This window comes from Verrucomicrobiota bacterium JB022, assembly GCA_030673845.1.
Taxonomy (GTDB): Bacteria; Verrucomicrobiota; Verrucomicrobiia; order Opitutales; family Oceanipulchritudinaceae; genus WOUP01.
The window spans coordinates 142,726-158,114 of record JAUTCQ010000012.1 but is presented as its reverse complement, the minus strand read 5'-3'; the positions used below and the strand labels follow the sequence as shown (position 1 = coordinate 158,114).

Below are 15,389 nucleotides of genomic sequence, written 5' to 3'. Positions count from 1 at the left end.
GATTCACTATCGCAATACCGAGACAACCTTTTGGGAAACGAGTTTACAGCACTAAGTTATAGGGGATAGAATAACAAGCACTGGGGATTGTGAATGGTCTCTGTGAAAGGAGCCATTCTCAATTGTGAAGATATCAAAAATGCCGTCGAGCAATCGACGGCATTTTTCTTTGTTCGCATGTAAGGCGGCCTCAATCCAACGCGATGAAACGCACGTCGAGCGGGGCCAGATTCAGCTTTTTGGCCACGACGCGCTGATTGATCAGGTCGCGCCCTTCCAGCCCGTGCAGCGACACGATCTGGTTGGTGTCGGTATGGTTGAGCAGGCAGAGGTAGCCCTTGCCGTTTTTCTCGCGCAGGGTGGCTTCGATGCCGCTGGGGGTCTTGAGCACAGGTTCGACCTGTGCCTGCTGAGTCACCGCGCGCAGTACGAGGTCGAGCCCTGCTTCGTCGGGCCGGGTGGCCAAGTAATAGGCGTGGCCTTTGCCGAAGTTGTGCTGCGTGAGTGCCGGGCGGCCCTCGAAGAAATCGCGCCCAAAAGTGGCCAGCGGCTTGGCACCCTCCAGGTGCAGAATGTCGCACCAATGGCTGCAGCGGGCTGTTTCGAGGCTCAGGAGCTCGAAGCCCGAATCGTCGGCCACGGCGGCATGGACATCGGCAGTGAAGGAGATGGTATTAAAGCGGTCGGCGGGGTAGGGGCACCATTCCTCCACCCAGATTCCCAGCATTTTGCGGAGGTGCGCAGGGTAGCCGCCCAGCTCGATCCGGTCGTTTTCATCGACGATCCCGCTGAAATAGGTGGTGAGCAGACTGCCCCCGCGCTCGACGAATTGCTCCAGATTTTTCGCGTCTTCCGCTTTCAGCAGATACAAGGCCGGCGCGACAACCAACTGGTAAGACGAGAGATCGGCCCCTGGGTGGACAAAGTCGACCGCGATGTTCTGCTGGTAAAACCAGTGGTGAAACGACTGCACGTAGGGGATCAGGTCGATTCGGCCGGGCCGGGCATCCAGCTCCAGTGCCCACCACGAATGCCAGTCGAAGGCGATTGCCACGCGCGGGTGGACGGTCGAGCCCGCCAGCTCATGCAGGCGCTTCAGCTCCGCCCCAAGGGCTTTGACTTCCTTGAAGACGCGGCTTTTTTCCGCCCCGCAATGCTGAAGCATCGCGCTGTGGTATTTTTCCGCGCCCGCCTTGGAGGCACGCCATTGGAAAAACATCACCCCATCGGCACCGCGCGCCACGCTCTGCAGGCTCCAGAGGCGCATCAGCCCCGGGCGCTTCGGCATGTTGGTAGGGCGCCAGTTGACGGCCGAGCTGGCTTGCTCCATCAGCACGAAAGGCTTGCCCGGCTTGAGCGAACGGGTGAGGTCGTGCCCGATGGCAGCGGTCTCGCGTCCGGCCTCTTCGTCCACTGGGTCGGGGTAGCTGTCCCAAGAGGTAAAATCGAGTTCCTGCGCCCAACGCTGGTAGTCCAACGGCTTGAAGAAGCTCATGAAGTTGGTGTTCACGGGGACATCCGGCGTCACCTCCTTCACGATGGCCTTTTCCATCAGCAGCAGATCGAGGAAGGCGTCGCTGGTGAAGCGCTTGAAGTCGAGCTGTTGGGCCGGGTTAGGCGAATAGGGAGCCTTGCGCGGCGTAAAGATCTGATCCCACGCCGAATACAGCTGGCTCCAGAATGCGCAGCCCCACGCTTCGTTCAGCGCCTCGATCGTGCCGTAGCGGGCTCGCAGCCATTCGCGAAAGGCCACCGTCGACCACTCGCTGTGGCACTCGGGCATGTGGCAAGCATATTCGTTGTTGATGTGCCAGGCCGCGAGTGCCGGGTGGTCCCGGTAACGTTCGGCCAGCTTGCGCACGAGGTTGGCGGCGGTGCGGCGATAGCTGGGGCTGCTGGGCGAATAATGCTGGCGCGAGCCGGGGTAGAGCTGCACCCCCTCGTCCGTCACCGGCAGCACGTCCGGATATTTGCGGGAGAGCCACGGGGGCGGGGAGGCCGTGGCCGTGGCGAGGCAGGCGCCGATCTTGTGCTCCGCCATCAGGTCAAGCACGCGGTCGAGCCACGCAAAATCAAAGGTATCTTCGTCCGGCTGGATGCGCGACCAGGAGAAGATCCCTACGCTGATGAGGTTGACCCCGGCTTCGACCATCAGGCGCATATCTTCGAGCCAGACGTCTTCGGTCCACTGTTCAGGGTTGTAGTCGCCGCCATAGGCAATGGCGTCCGAGAGCTTGGGCAAGATCATGGAATAGACAGGCTAAGAAGTGAGATTTCAGTATCGTGGGTGCCGAGCACCACGAATGTCGGGGTTCCTTCTGACTGTAAAGTCTTACTGGCCTCGCAACGTAGCCAACTGCGGGTTAATCAGACGGTATGATCCCCAGAATAGCAGCGCTTACTGCGTTGGGCGTGCTGGTCGGCTGTGGCCCCGCCGCGAACTCAACCCCCGATGAGACGATGGTATTTCAAGACGACTTCGACGGCGATCTCTCTGCCTGGGTCGTCGAGCAGCAACCCGGCGGCCAGATTTTTGTCCAAGACGGCAAGCTCGTCATTGCCGACGAAGGCGGCTGCACCGTTTGGCTTGCCGAAAGGCTGCAGGCTCCCGTCCAGATCGAGTATGAGGTGACGCCCTCGTCGCAGGCTCGCGTCTCCGATCTCAACTGCTTCTGGATGGCCAGCGATCCTGATCATCCGGACAACCTCTTCGCCGAGGAGCACACGCGCGACGGCAGCTTTGCCTCCTACGATGGCCTGCGGACCTACTACGTGGGCTACGGCGGCAACTACAACAGCACCACGCGCTTCCGCCGTTACACCGGCACCGGCAAGCGCCCGCTGCTGCCCGAGCACGACCTGAGCGCACCCGAGTATATGCTGGAGCCCGACCGCACCTACCGCATCCGCCTCGTCGCCGCCGATGGCCGGGCGCAGTATTACCGCGATGGCGAGCTGATCTTTGACTACGTGGACGACGAGCCGCTGACCGAAGGCTGGTTTGGCTTCCGTACCGTGCTCAGCCGCCTCGAGATCGAAAACATCCGCATCACTCGCCCCGAATGAAGACCGCCTCCTTGTTACCCCTGGCCTTGGCCGCTCCGCTGCTGGCGCTCGACCGCCCCGGGGAGGAATTCCCGATCTATCAGTTCCCGGCCAACGCGATTCCCCGGATCGACGGCGATCCGAGCGACTGGGCGCAGGTCCCGGCGCGCTATATCGTAGGCACCGACGAGCTGTGGGAAGACTCTGGCAAGCACGAGAAGGCCGATCCGCAAAACCTCGACGTCTCCGTGCGCGTAGCGTGGGTCAAGGGCCTCAACCGCCTGTATTTCCTCTACGAAGCCTACGACGACTACTGGGACTTTGGCGGCCGGGGCCTGAAAAACGACACCTTCGAGATTGTGGTCGATGCCGACCTTTCCGGCGGCACCCTCATCAGCCGCTTCCGCGAAAATGCCGACGTGGTGAGCGATTCGGAAGCGTTTTACCGCATGCAAGGGGCCCACGCGCAGAATTACCACATTTTCACCCCCGCGCGGGAGAAAGATTGGGCCATGTATTGGGGCCCAGCCCAATGGCTCAAGCGGCTGCCTTTTGCCAACGCCGCCTACAGTTACGACTTCGAGCCCGGGGAGTCCGGCAAGCTGACGCTGGAGTTCTGGATCACGCCCTTCGATTACGCCTCTCCGGAAGGGCCGGAAGCCTCCGTGCCGAGCAAGCTGGTCGAGGATACTTTGATCGGCCTGAGCTGGGCAATCATTGACTACGACGACGCCGACAGCCCCCGCAATAACGGCTTCTGGAACCTGTCCCGCACCCACACCATGTATGGCCAGGCCTCCCAGCTGGTGGCTTTTCGCCTCATGCCGCTGGAGCCCGAGCTGGCTCCGAAACTCGATGCCCAATGGTCGGCCCAAATCGTCGACCGCGACCGCCGCGTGGTGGCCTTTGTCGACGAATCGGCGGGCAACGTTACCTCGTGGCACTGGGACTTTGGCGACGGCGAGACTTCCTCCGAGCAGCACCCCGTTCACCAATACCAGGAGCCGGGCAACTTCGTGACGGTGCTGACGGTCAAAGGCCCAGACGGTAGCTCCACGCTCTCCAAAGTGTGGGAAGTGATGCTGCCATAGCGGCGCGGCTCCTCTTGCCACGAAAAAAGCTCCACCGCGCAAGCAGTGGAGCTTTCGTTTTGGGAGAAATCTGCCAGAGCTAGCGGATCTCGACCGTCACCACCGAGAGGGGCGGCAGATCGAGTTGCAGGCGATCGCCATTGAGCTTGGCCCCTTTGAAGTCCTTGGCCGCGACGGCGTCGGGCTGGTCGAAGGTGTTATGGGCGTCGGCGGCACTGGCGGTCAGCACGCGGGCGCTGCCAATCGTCTTGCCGGTCAGGCCTTCAAGCGCGCAGTTGATCTGGCTGCCCTTCTTGGTATCGCAGTTGACGAGCGAGATGTAAATCGCGCCGGTTTCCGGGTCGCGGCTGGCGGTAGCCGATACTTGCGGGATCGAGACGTCGCCCACCTTGTAGTTGCCCGTCATCAGTTGGAGCGGCAGCACGTCGTTGCCCTGGTGCTCCTTATACATGTGGAAGACCCAGTAGGTAGGGGTCTTGATCATCTTTTCCTTGTCCGTGAGGATCATCGCCTGCAGCACGTTGACGGTCTGCGCGATGTTGGCCATACGGATGCGATCGGCGTAGGTGTGGAAGATGTTGAAGTGCAGGCCGGCGATGATCGCATCGCGCATCGAATTTTGCTGGTAGAGGAAGCCCGGGTTGGTGCCTGGCTCGGCATCCGTCCAGATGCCCCACTCGTCGACGATCATGCCTACGCGCTTTTCCTTGTCGAACTCGTCCATCACGGCGGCGTGGTTGCCGATCACCTCGTCGATGTGCAGCGCATTCACGAGGGTGTCGATATACTGCTTCTCGTCAAAGCCAGTGGCCGGCCCCTTCTTCTGCCAGTTGCCGGTGGGCAGCGTGTAGTAGTGCACCGAGAGGCCGTCCATATAACGGGCCGCACGCTCCATCAGCACGCTCGTCCAGTTGTAGTCCGAGCCATTGGCGCCGCAGGCGATGCGGTAGACCTTGTTGCCCGAGTAGTTCTTCACGTAGGTGTTGTACTGGCGGTAGATGTCGGCGTAGAACTCTGGGCGCATGTTGCCGCCGCAGCCCCAGCTTTCGTTGCCCACGCCAAAATATTTCAGCTCCCAAGGCTTGTCGCGGCCATTTTCACGGCGCAGGTTGGCCATCGGCGAGTCGGCGTCGGAGGTCATGTATTCGACCCACTCCATCATTTCCTGCACGGTGCCGCTGCCGACATTGCCGGAGACGTAGGCGTCGGTGCCGATCATCTCGCAGAGGTCCATGAATTCGTGGGTGCCAAAGTGGTTGTTCTCCACCACCGCGCCCCAGTGGGTATTGATCATGGCCGGGCGTTCTTCGCGCGGGCCGATGCCGTCTTTCCAGTGATATTCGTCGGCGAAGCAGCCACCCGGCCAACGCAGCACGGGGATTTCGAGGTCTTTCAAGGCGGCAACCACGTCGTTGCGGATGCCGCGGGTGTTGGGGATGGAGGAGTCTTCGCCTACCCAGATGCCTTCATAGATACAGCGCCCGAGGTGCTCGGCGAAGTGGCCGTAGACCTCCGGGTGGATGTGGGCTTCTGTCTGCGTTGTATCAATACGCAGATCTGCGGTGGACTTGGGCGCGGTCTGGCCCAGCAGGGTTGAGGTGGCAAGGCACAGTGCAGCCGAGCCGATTAAGCTGCCAAGATCGGATCTTAGGTTCATGTTGTTGGGGTGTGTTGAGCGTGTGAAGATGGGGCGGGGATCCTGACTTCTCTAGAACGCAGCACTAATATGAACCAAACACTGTCTGGGTGGGGTCGGTCATGTAGGGCCCAAGGGGGCTGGACGGAATCGCGACCTCACCGACCGGCTCAGGCCGAGCCGGATCGAACGGGACGATGTCTCGTCGCAACCAATCTTGCAAGCCCGGAACCTGTTTTTGGATTCCTAATACGACACAGCGTGCAAGCTGATAGCCGCCATAGGTATTGAAGTGCGTGTCGTCCTTCAGGTCCTTGTCCTGCCCGGGAAAAGTGCCGGCGGGGTAGTGGACGAAACCGATGGTCGAGCCGTCGACGCCGCCCCAGGCATAGTAGAGCTGGGCGCTCATCGCGTTGAGGTCGATCAGCGGCACCTGCATCTCTTCAGCTACTTGCCGCATCGCCTCCGGGTAGTCGCCCAAGGTCGGCTTCAGCTTGCCCTCTTCATCGAAGTGGCGGCGCTTCATCGAGGTGACGAGCACCGGCAGAGCACCTTTGGCCCGCGCGGCGCGGATGAACGCGCGCAAGTCGTCGGCGTAGCTCTGGAACGGGCCGATGCCTTCGCCCTTCTCCTTCATGTCGTTGTGGCCAAACTGGAGCAACAGGTAGTCACCCGGCTGGATCTGTTCGAGGATCTTCTGCAGGCGATGCTCGGCGCGGAACTGCTTCAGCGTCTCGCCCGATTCTGCGTAATTGGCCACCGCCACATGTTCCTTGAAAAAGACGGGCATCATCTGCCCCCAGCCGGCCCAAGGCTCCTGAGCCTGATCGGTGACGGTGGAATCGCCCGCGAGGTATACGGTGGGAGCGCCTTCCGCAGGTTCAATCGTTAGGTGGTCGACGGCTACGCCCGGTGCCGCGAACTCCAGCTCCAGCCGGTCGTTCCAGTTCCAATGCCCGATCTCGCGGTCGTTGAGCTGCACTTTGCCGCCGGAGGCGAGGCTGTCGTCATGAATGTGCACCGTGAACTCCGTCTCGATCTGCTTCCCAGCAGGCACCTGGAGACCGTGGACCATCAATCGACGGGCCTCGGCCTTGATCGTCACCATCTGATCCTCTTCGCTCGCATTGCGCAGCTGCACGGAGACCCGGTAGTTCCCGCCCGGCAGCTTGACGCCAAAGGCCCATGGCCAGGCCGATTCAAACCCTGCCGTGCCGGTCTCTGCCTCCTGGGTGCTCAGGTCTTGTTGAAAGAGCAGCCCGTAGCCGGTGGCGCTTTCATAGGGCTGCGGAGCCGCGACTCCGATCTGCGGGGCTTCTGCCCGAGGGTTGCCGAAGTCGAACTGCTGGGCCGAGGCGGTGCAGGCCGCCAGCAAGGCAAGAGAAGTCAACGAGGGTAGACGCATGGCGCGGATCACTCGGGGCTGGCGTGCTGGCGGCGCAGCTCGTAGATCGTCAGCCCCGCTGCGCGTTGGGGTGGGGTAGGCGTGCACATGCTGACGAGGTAGCCCACCGTAAAGGTGACCGCCGACCCGATCGGCTGATACAGCCAGAAAGTCATGTCCGTATTCTTCTGGATCCAGTAGATCACGATCATGCCCGCCACGATGCCCACCAGTGCACCGATCTCGTTGGCGCGGCGCGTCAGCAGGCCGAGCGCGTAGAAGCCCACGATGCCGTTGGTAATCAGGCCCGTGATCAGCAGGGCGATATCCCAGACCGAAGGGGTATCGGAGTGCGCGAGGAAGAGGCCCGCACCAATGCCGAGGCAGCCGATCACCGCCGTCAGCACTCGACCGAGCAGGAGGGCCTGCTTTTCGGTCGCATCGCTCTTGAAGCGGCGGAAGAAGTCGTCGACCCCCAGGTTGGCCACGCTGCAAATCGCGCTGGAAATCGTGGACATCGAGGCGGCCAGCAGCGCGGCGATGACAAGGCCGGAGACGCCCGGCGGTAGGTGTTGCGCCGCAAAGAGCGGGTAGACGCCGTCGGTCTTCATCACCGGGTTCAGCTGCTCCGGGTGCGCGCGGTAAAAGATGTAGAGCGCCGTGCCCAGGGCGAAGAGCAGGAAGTTGATCGGCACCGCCACGGCCATCTGGGTCGCGATGGCCTTCTTCGCATCCTTGAGGGTAGGAGTGGCTTGCACGCGCTGCACGTAGTTCTGGTCGCCGATGCCGTAGAGCGTGATGAAGATCGTGCCGATGAACACCATCCAGATCGTCGGGTAGGTCGTATCCCACTCCCAGTCGAAGGTGTGCAGCTTGTTGTTTTCCTGCAGCACCGTCCACATCTGGTCGAAAGGCATGTCGAGCTTGAACAGGATCAGGATGAGGCAGCCGAATACCGTCACCAGCATCACGAGGCCCTGCACCGTATCCGTCCAGATCACGGCCTTCAGGCCGCCAAAGAAAGTGTAAAGCGTCGTGACCACGCCGATGACCAAGATCCAGGTGGTGACTTCGATCCCGGTGATGGCGGCCATGGCGATGGAGGGCAGCAACATGATCGGCCCCATGCGCGCCAGCACCTGATTCACGATAAAGATCACGCTGCCCACGATCCGCGCAACGACTCCAAAGCGCAGCTCCAGATATTCGAACGCGGTGGCGATGTTCAGCTTTCGCACCACGGGGGCGAGGAAGTAGATCGAAAGCGGCAGGCAGATAACCGAGCAGATGCTGATCGCGAAATACGTCCAATCGGTCGCGTAAGACTTGCCCGGCATCGCCATGAGGCTGATCGCGCTGGCGGCAGTGGCAAAGAGGCTCATGCCGGTGGCCCACCACGGGATGCTCTGGCCACCACGGAAGTAGTCCTTCGTATCCTTCTCCTTGCGCACGAAGTAGAGGCCCATGCCGATCATGCCAAGCAGGTAGATCGCCACCACGATGTGGTCGAGCCAGCCGTAATTGGTCTCGAGCGGCAGCACCTCGATACTCCGCATCGACAGCTCCGACACGAGCACCGGTTGACCGTTGAAAAACGTAGCGCGCGGGTAGAGCGGCGGGTGGTCGGGCCAGCGGTCCACCGTGATCCAGGTGTCCGTATAGGTGTGGTAAGCCAGGATATTGCCGTCGGCATTGCCGGTTTCGTTGCGCCCAGGGAACACGAAGATGTGCGATTCACCGAAGGGCAGGGCTGCCGCGCTGCCCGCCCAGAACGGTGGCGGCGTTGCCTCGCGCCAGCCGCGCAGCTGGGTGTAGACGTGGGCGTCTCTGACCGGTTGGCCCTCGGCCACACCGCCGAAGAGGTAGATCCCGTCGAGCGAAGTCGCCAGCAGCGGCCCGGAACGCGGAGCGCCCGACCATGCCGGCAGCGTCTGCCAGCCGGCGCCCGGCGCAGCAGGATCGAGGGACAGGAAGTAGTTTTGCCCGCCCGCGCTGCCTGCCACATAAAGCCTGCCGGCCAAGAGCGTCGCGCCCGGGTTTTCGAGGGGCTGCGGCAAGGGAGGCAGGTCGGTAATCTCTACCGCGTTCGCAGTGGGGGTCAGCTTCAGCACGCTCGATTGCGCGGTGCCGTCGCTGTTGCCTCCGACGACGATCAAGCCACCTGCCGCGCTAATCGAGGCTCCACCGGCCAGAGGCTGAGGCAAGGTGCCGGCGGAGGACCATTCGTTTTCCCCACCGTCCCAGCGGTAAATGGTATCCGAAGGCTGCCCCGTCTCCGGGTTGCGCCCCCCTGCCAGCAAGAGCGAGCCCCCTGCCTGCCCGAGGTAGAACTCCTCCAGCCCTACGGGAGGGGCCGGCAAATCGGTGTAGGCAAAGGACGGCTGCGTCTCGATATTGGCCTGGGCGTGGGTGGCGGAGGGTAGGCACCAGCCCAGCAGCAGGGTGAGCAGCAAAGGAAATAGTCGGGGTGACATCGGATCGGGTAAGGGTAAGGAAGGGGAAGAACGGTAGCGAGGCTTTAGCTACGCGGCAGAGCGTCTGGCACCAAGGCCAGGTTCTGGATCGCGGCGAGGCCCCACTGGGCGCTGTCGTTAGTCGAGACCCAGGCCGCTTCGTCTATGGGGTTGAGCACGGCGGGCCCGGTCAGTCGGCGCGTCTCGATGGTGGGGCGCGGGCCCCATTCATGGGCGTAAAACTCTTTCCAGGCCCGTGCGCCCAGCTCGGGGTCGTTCTTCAGCTTGGCGGCGTAGGCAGTCAGGCGCGAATGGGCTACGCGCAGGCTTGTGCCGCGGAGCGAAGTGCCGAGGGCCTCCTGCTGCTCTTCGCCGGAGGCATTGTAAAGCGTGCAGTATTGCAGCCACGCCTCCTTGAACTCCGGCACGTCGAAGAGCTGGATCAGCTCCGCACACATCTCGGTGAGCCCAAACACGGCAGAAAGGTGCGAGACGCCCACCTTGATGTCGTCCGGCGGGATCAGCTCTTTCGACTCCACGTTAAAGCCGTAGCCGCCGTTGAAGAAGCCGATGGAGATGCTGCCGATCGTGCGCATCGTATCCTCCAGCCACACGCGGTATTTTTCATCCTGCGTGCGCTCCAGAGCTGTCAGCCAATTGGCTGCGGCCGAGCCCCAGTCGGTGCCGACCCCGATAAAGGCATCCACCCCGGGAGGCGTGGGCATTTGGTTGGGCAGCTTGCGCGTGGCCTTGAGCCCGGCGAGCGCGCGGTCGGCCTGGGCCACTTCTTCGAGCACATCGCCTGTGCGTTCGTCGCCGGTCAGGAAATAGTGGAAGCGGCGGTAGGCGGCCGTGCTGATGCGCAGCTGCTTGGCGCTGCAACCCCAGTGCTGCACATTGTGGCGGGTGCCAAAGCCTTGGAAGCGCCCCAGGTGGTAGATGTCCACGTCGCGGTTGTGGCGCGTCATCGCTTCGGCGATGCGGAAGGTTTCGGCCCGCCCGCTGCGCAGGAACGAATACCAGAGCCACAAGTCGGGCGACAGCTCGGAGTTGTCCCACGCGTAGCCGCCGATGTCGTAGCGCCACACATGCCGATCGTGATCGTAGGTGTGCATCACGTCGCCGTAGTTCCAGAAGCCATACCAGTGGCGCTGGTCGATCTGGCCCTTGTAATAATCGACCGACCACTCCAGGCGGTCCTCGATCTTGGCCTTGGCGGGGCTCGAACGGTCGGGCAGGCTCCAGAGCGCGCCGAATACTTCCGCCTTCAGGTAGTCCTCCGGTCGCGCCACCAGCACGGGCGGCAGTTGGGTGGCCCCGGCCATCTCCACCAAGCGTTCGCGGCTCGGGGTGGCGGGCAAGGCCCAGAACATCAAATCCGTCGTGCGGGCGACCCCGTGGGGCGTGCCGAAGCCCGGCTCGTAGTCCTCGTAGGTGATGTTGAGGGCATCGAGCTGCGCCTCATAGCTCTCCTGACCCTCGCCGCTGTGGTAAAAGCGGATGTCCATCGGCGGGGCTTCGGGCGAATACATCCAAACGGTGGCTTGGGCCAGTTCCGTCTCGGCGTCGCGCACATCGAGCTGCACCGGATGCAGCTGCCAAAAGTCGCGCATACCAAAGGCGAGGCCGCCGCTGGCGCCGCCGATGTAGGCGAGCCCGGCTGCCCGGTGGCCCTGATCGGCATCGATCCAGCCATAGCCGGCCTGCGTGCGCTTGCGGATCTGGAAGCCGTTGGCTGTCAACTGGCTGAGGGTAAAGTCGCCCCACTTGGGCACAAAATGCAGGCGGCTGCTCACCGTCTCGGCCCATTCGCTGAGCGGAGGAAGTTTCTTGCCGTCGATCTGGGCCTGGCGCACGGCTTCGCCCGGGTCGCGACGCAGCCCGGTGATGCCCTGCACGGCCTCGGCCCAAAGGCCCTTGCCTTCTCCGGCAAAGCGGATGTGCCGGTCATAAGCCTCGTCGCGCATCGGCACGGCAAAGCGGACGCCCAGCCCGCGCAAAAAGTCCTTCTCCTCGTCGCCATCGAAGACGAACGTATGGGCCACACGGATGGCTTCGGCTCCAGCGTAGAGGTAAACGCGCAAGACGTAAGGCAGCCAGCTGCGACCATCGTCGGTCACATGCTGGCCTGCGATCTTCACCACCGCGCGCACGGGCCCATCCTGCTCGATCTCGACGCTCTGGGTCTTGCCGCGAAACGACTGGACGGTCGTCCCGATTTCGGCGGAATCCTGCACCATGCCGACTAGATGCCCATCGCGGGCCACGGCTTGGCCTCCGCGCTCGAGCACCGAGATAAAGGCGTCGCCCTTCAGCGGGATTACGCAGCGCACCAGTCCATTGTCCAGCACCACGCCGTCGCCACTGCGGGACGCCTTTACGGGCTGTTTGGGGGCCGCGGAAGCACCTGCCGTCACCGAGTATTCGCTGGCCGGCTTGTCGCCGCCTGGGATCGCGTGCGCCGTCCACTTCACCGAACCGTCGGGCCAATAAGCGGTCGGCCAGGTCTGCACCGGCACGGCTTGGCCGGAGTCTCCTTTCACCGCAAAAGAAGCATCGGGGCGATGTTGCCCACGCGGCCAGGCCAGGCCCCAGGTGGTGCCGGCGTGCAGCTTGGGCTGGGCTTCCAGCCATTGGACGCGGGTTGGGCCGCCGGTCGAAAATTTGCGGATGGGGCGTGCGGTCGTGTTCTGGGCATTGAGGGCATGGGCCAACTGCCAGGCGGCAGCGGCGCCCACGGCGCTGAACTTGACGAAATCTCGGCGAGAAACGTGCTTCATGAAGAGGGGAAGAGTGGGGTTGGGGAAGGGGAGTAGCGGAAAGACTAACTGAGGTGGAAGACCTCTTTCAATTCGACGGAAACCGGGCTGTGGTCCGGGTTGGACGGCATGACATCGGCCATATGGCGCCACCATCGCTGGCAGATCTCGGTCTGCGCGATCGCGTTCCAGCGCTCCTCACTCTCGACCTCCACATAACCGAAGAGCTGGCGGGTCTCCGGGTGGAGGAAGATCGAGTAATTGTGCGCGCCGTGGGCCTTGAGGGTCGCCGCCAGTTCATCCCAGATCGGGTTGTGGCGATGCTCATACTCGGCTTCGCAGCCTGTGTTGACGCTCATTACGAAAGATTTGCGGATCATGATGCGGCGACTTCGGTGAGGTGGTAGGGGCGGACGCTTTGCAGCGTGGCGCGCTGTTTCATGGCAATGTCGAGCGCCTGCTCAATGCCATGCACGCAAGGGATCGACTCGGCGGCCTCGCCGGCATTCCAGCTAAATTCTTCCGGCGAAAAGCTTTGGATCGCATAATCGCGGTGCAGGTCGGTAATGAACGACGTGTGGGGTAGCGCCATGATCGGGCGGTAGACAGCCGTTTCGCCATCCTGCAGGCGCTGCATCACCGCTTCGAACATCTGGTGCCGCGTCTTGTCATAATCCGGACTTTCGATCGCGGTAGGGGCTTGCCCCTGCGGTGCGAGTACGATCTTGCGGTCGTGGAACCACTGCGCATGGCCCTTTTCGCCATTGATATAAATCTCGGGTTCGCGGTTTATCGCTGTCGCATGCGAGACCCCGAACCAGAAATGTATATCATTAGCGGAGATCGCCTGCACCACCGCCGTGTCGAAGCTTTGAATGTCGTGTGCGCGCAATAGCTCCGCATGCAGGATTTTTGCCTCGGCCGGGTAGGGCATGTTGCTACCCGCAAAATAGAGGGAAAGGTTTACGAAATGTGCGAACGCGTTGTTCAACGGAGAATCCATCGTGGCAGCTCCGTCTGCATAAAGACGACCGGCCCAACTATTACGACTGAAATAGCCGCGTGCGCGGGGCCACATGCCGATCATGCGAAGCGACTTTACGCGCCCGATCGCTCCATTGAGCAGCTCTTGTTTCAACCACTTGACCTCGTCGCAATAGACATCCTGAAAGCCTACCGCCACCCATTTGCCAGTGGCTTTCTCGGCGGCAATAATGGCCTCACCATCGGATTGATCGCCGGCCAAGGGCTTCTCTACCAACACATTGCAGCCTGCCTCCAGCGCGGCGACCGTCATGCGCGCATGCCACTGAATACCGGTGGGGATGAGGCACAGGTCGAGTTTGCCCCGCTCGGCCGCCAGCATCGAATCGTAGCTAGGGTAGATCGTGGCACCCCAGGAGCGCAGCTCCTGAACCGAGTCCAGATGTTGCTGGCTCTCGATAATGGCTGCGGCTACAATCTGCACCCGCCGTTCTCGATAGGCTTCGCGCAAAAGATCGAGGTATATCTGCGCATAACCCGTCGCTCCAATCAAGGCGATACGAGGCACGTTTAAAGAATGAGGAAGCATGAAAGGCATGGATCGTCACGCATCATTTCAGTAAATGACGATCTAGTTGATGGGGTTTGTAGAAAGGAGTGGCTTTCGAAGCTTTTCTTATGTTTTATTAATAATCGGCTTGCCAAGTGCGGCAATATGGGTCAAATCTGACAGTCAGAGCCGTCTTACCCCACATACCCCTTAGATCACCCTCAACCCGGCTCTCTACCCCTCCCTATGGCGATTAAATCGGTTCGTGAACTGGCCCGCTCGCTTGGGCTGTCTCATACTACCGTCTCCGATGCTCTCCGCAACAACCCCCGAGTGAAAGAAGAAACACGGCAGCGGGTGCTGCAAGCGGCAGACGAGGCGGGATACCAATACAACCCCCTTGCCGGCGCCTTGATGTCGGAAATGCGTCGCTCCGGCGTCGGCACCTTTCGCGGTGTCGTGGCGATTGTAGACCTGGAAGACGCCCATCAACGGCCCAGTACCGCCCAGATCTACCACCGCCAGGTCGTGCGCGGCGCCACCACGGCGGCCCACAACCTCGGCTTCAAGACCGAGATATTTGTCCTCGGTCGCGACCACCTCTCGATCGAACGCCTCAGCACGATCCTCAAGTCGCGCGGCATTCGAGGCGTCTTCCTGCTGCCCGCCGGTAATTCGCCCGACATCCAGAACCTCGACTGGGATCACTTTGCGGGCATTTACTCCGACTATATAATCGAACGGCCCGGCCTGAATTCGGTCTGCTCCGACCACTTCCGCTCCATGGTCATCGCGCTGCGCCGCCTGGACGAGTTGGGCTACCGACGGCCCGGTGTGGTCTTGCACGACATGCACGACCGCCGCCTGCTCTACCGCTGGGAAGCTGCCTTCCGCACCTTCCACGAGCACAACGACTGCTTCGACAACATCCCACCGCTCATCGTGGGCGATCTCAATCAGGAAGCCTTTACCCAATGGTTCCTGCGCGAGCGCCCCGATGTCGTCATGGCGCACAACTCCGCAATCATCGAGTGGATGGAAGCTGCCGGCGCGCGTGTGCCCCACACCCACGGCTATTGCAGCCTGAACGTATGGACCAGCTCCGTCGAAGTGGCCGGGCTCGACTTGCGCCCGCAGATGATCGGAATGCGCGCGATGGAGCAACTCATCGCCCAGCTGCACCGCAACGAATACGGCGTCCCTGAAACGCCCTCGACCACCACCATCCCGGCCGGCTGGAAGCAAGGCCCGACCTTGGTGGCTCAAGTCGACGAACGTATCTGCGCGGCGGTTTGAGGCCTCACCAGCTCGCTGGCTTTTTCCTTAAGATCTCCCTTTGCCGGGGAGATCTTTTTTATGTCAGAAGGAATCTATTTCGCGTTCACGACTCGTGGATTTGCCAAGGAAAAGGTAAAAATGCTGATGATCGTTGCTTTTCGCTTTGGAAAACTGCAAGATTCAGTAATCCAGCAGTTTATGCGTGCTAA

General features: G+C 61.8%; 10 protein-coding genes. 3 read left to right on the top strand and 7 right to left on the bottom strand.

Annotated elements, in window-relative coordinates:
* Nucleotides 1–190: 190 nt before the first annotated feature.
* Nucleotides 191–2,248, bottom strand: a complete 2,058-nt coding sequence (locus Q7P63_07605; GenBank protein MDP0499953.1) for a beta-galactosidase — start codon at nt 2,246–2,248, stop codon at nt 191–193.
* A 212-nt stretch (nt 2,249–2,460) separates the two neighbouring features.
* On the opposite strand from Q7P63_07605, the gene Q7P63_07600 reads away from it, so the two are divergent.
* Complete coding sequence (locus tag Q7P63_07600) at nt 2,461–3,066, top strand: DUF6250 domain-containing protein (GenBank protein ID MDP0499952.1); 606 nt, start codon at nt 2,461–2,463, stop codon at nt 3,064–3,066.
* Nucleotides 3,063–4,136, top strand: coding sequence for a PKD domain-containing protein (locus tag Q7P63_07595; GenBank protein MDP0499951.1), 1,074 nt, complete (start codon nt 3,063–3,065; stop codon nt 4,134–4,136). The genes Q7P63_07600 and Q7P63_07595 overlap by 4 nt, the downstream gene beginning before the upstream one ends.
* 79 nt (nt 4,137–4,215) lie before the next feature.
* Here Q7P63_07595 and Q7P63_07590 read toward each other — a convergent pair whose 3' ends face one another.
* The 6 genes from Q7P63_07590 to Q7P63_07565 all read right to left on the bottom strand — a co-directional run bounded on the left by Q7P63_07590 (nt 4,216) and on the right by Q7P63_07565 (nt 13,950).
* Nucleotides 4,216–5,793: an alpha-N-arabinofuranosidase gene (locus tag Q7P63_07590; GenBank protein MDP0499950.1), complete on the bottom strand. Its 1,578-nt coding sequence runs from the start codon at nt 5,791–5,793 to the stop codon at nt 4,216–4,218.
* 64 nt (nt 5,794–5,857) lie between these two features.
* Nucleotides 5,858–7,177, bottom strand: coding sequence for a rhamnogalacturonan acetylesterase (locus Q7P63_07585; protein ID MDP0499949.1), 1,320 nt, complete (start codon nt 7,175–7,177; stop codon nt 5,858–5,860).
* A gap of 8 nt (nt 7,178–7,185) precedes the next feature.
* Nucleotides 7,186–9,630 (bottom strand): sodium/solute symporter, encoded by a 2,445-nt coding sequence (locus tag Q7P63_07580; GenBank protein MDP0499948.1) that lies wholly within the window; start codon nt 9,628–9,630, stop codon nt 7,186–7,188.
* Nucleotides 9,631–9,674: 44 nt separating this feature from the next.
* On the bottom strand, nt 9,675–12,389 hold the full coding sequence (locus Q7P63_07575) for a twin-arginine translocation signal domain-containing protein (protein MDP0499947.1): 2,715 nt from the start codon (nt 12,387–12,389) through the stop codon (nt 9,675–9,677).
* Between the two features lie 44 nt (nt 12,390–12,433).
* Nucleotides 12,434–12,748, bottom strand: a complete 315-nt coding sequence (gene rhaM, locus Q7P63_07570) for an L-rhamnose mutarotase (protein MDP0499946.1) — start codon at nt 12,746–12,748, stop codon at nt 12,434–12,436.
* Nucleotides 12,745–13,950, bottom strand: coding sequence for a Gfo/Idh/MocA family oxidoreductase (locus tag Q7P63_07565; GenBank protein ID MDP0499945.1), 1,206 nt, complete (start codon nt 13,948–13,950; stop codon nt 12,745–12,747). Before Q7P63_07565 ends, rhaM begins: the two co-directional genes overlap by 4 nt.
* Before the next feature lie 198 nt (nt 13,951–14,148).
* Here Q7P63_07565 and Q7P63_07560 point away from each other — a divergent pair, with 198 nt between their 5' ends.
* Entirely contained in the window at nt 14,149–15,198 is a 1,050-nt protein-coding gene (locus Q7P63_07560) for a LacI family DNA-binding transcriptional regulator (protein MDP0499944.1), read from the top strand.
* Nucleotides 15,199–15,389 lie beyond the last annotated feature (191 nt).

Excerpts from the sequence above, each read along its gene's own strand:
- Q7P63_07605 (MDP0499953.1), bottom strand. The coding sequence starts at position 2,248 with ATGATCTTGCCCAAGCTCTCGGACGCCATTGCCTATGGCGGCGACTAC.
- Q7P63_07600 (MDP0499952.1), top strand. The coding sequence starts at position 2,461 with ATGGTATTTCAAGACGACTTCGACGGCGATCTCTCTGCCTGGGTCGTC.
- Q7P63_07595 (MDP0499951.1), top strand. The coding sequence starts at position 3,063 with ATGAAGACCGCCTCCTTGTTACCCCTGGCCTTGGCCGCTCCGCTGCTG.
- Q7P63_07590 (MDP0499950.1), bottom strand. The coding sequence starts at position 5,793 with ATGAACCTAAGATCCGATCTTGGCAGCTTAATCGGCTCGGCTGCACTG.
- Q7P63_07585 (MDP0499949.1), bottom strand. The coding sequence starts at position 7,177 with ATGCGTCTACCCTCGTTGACTTCTCTTGCCTTGCTGGCGGCCTGCACC.
- Q7P63_07580 (MDP0499948.1), bottom strand. The coding sequence starts at position 9,630 with ATGTCACCCCGACTATTTCCTTTGCTGCTCACCCTGCTGCTGGGCTGG.
- Q7P63_07575 (MDP0499947.1), bottom strand. The coding sequence starts at position 12,389 with ATGAAGCACGTTTCTCGCCGAGATTTCGTCAAGTTCAGCGCCGTGGGC.
- rhaM (MDP0499946.1), bottom strand. The coding sequence starts at position 12,748 with ATGATCCGCAAATCTTTCGTAATGAGCGTCAACACAGGCTGCGAAGCC.
- Q7P63_07565 (MDP0499945.1), bottom strand. The coding sequence starts at position 13,950 with ATGCCTTTCATGCTTCCTCATTCTTTAAACGTGCCTCGTATCGCCTTG.
- Q7P63_07560 (MDP0499944.1), top strand. The coding sequence starts at position 14,149 with ATGGCGATTAAATCGGTTCGTGAACTGGCCCGCTCGCTTGGGCTGTCT.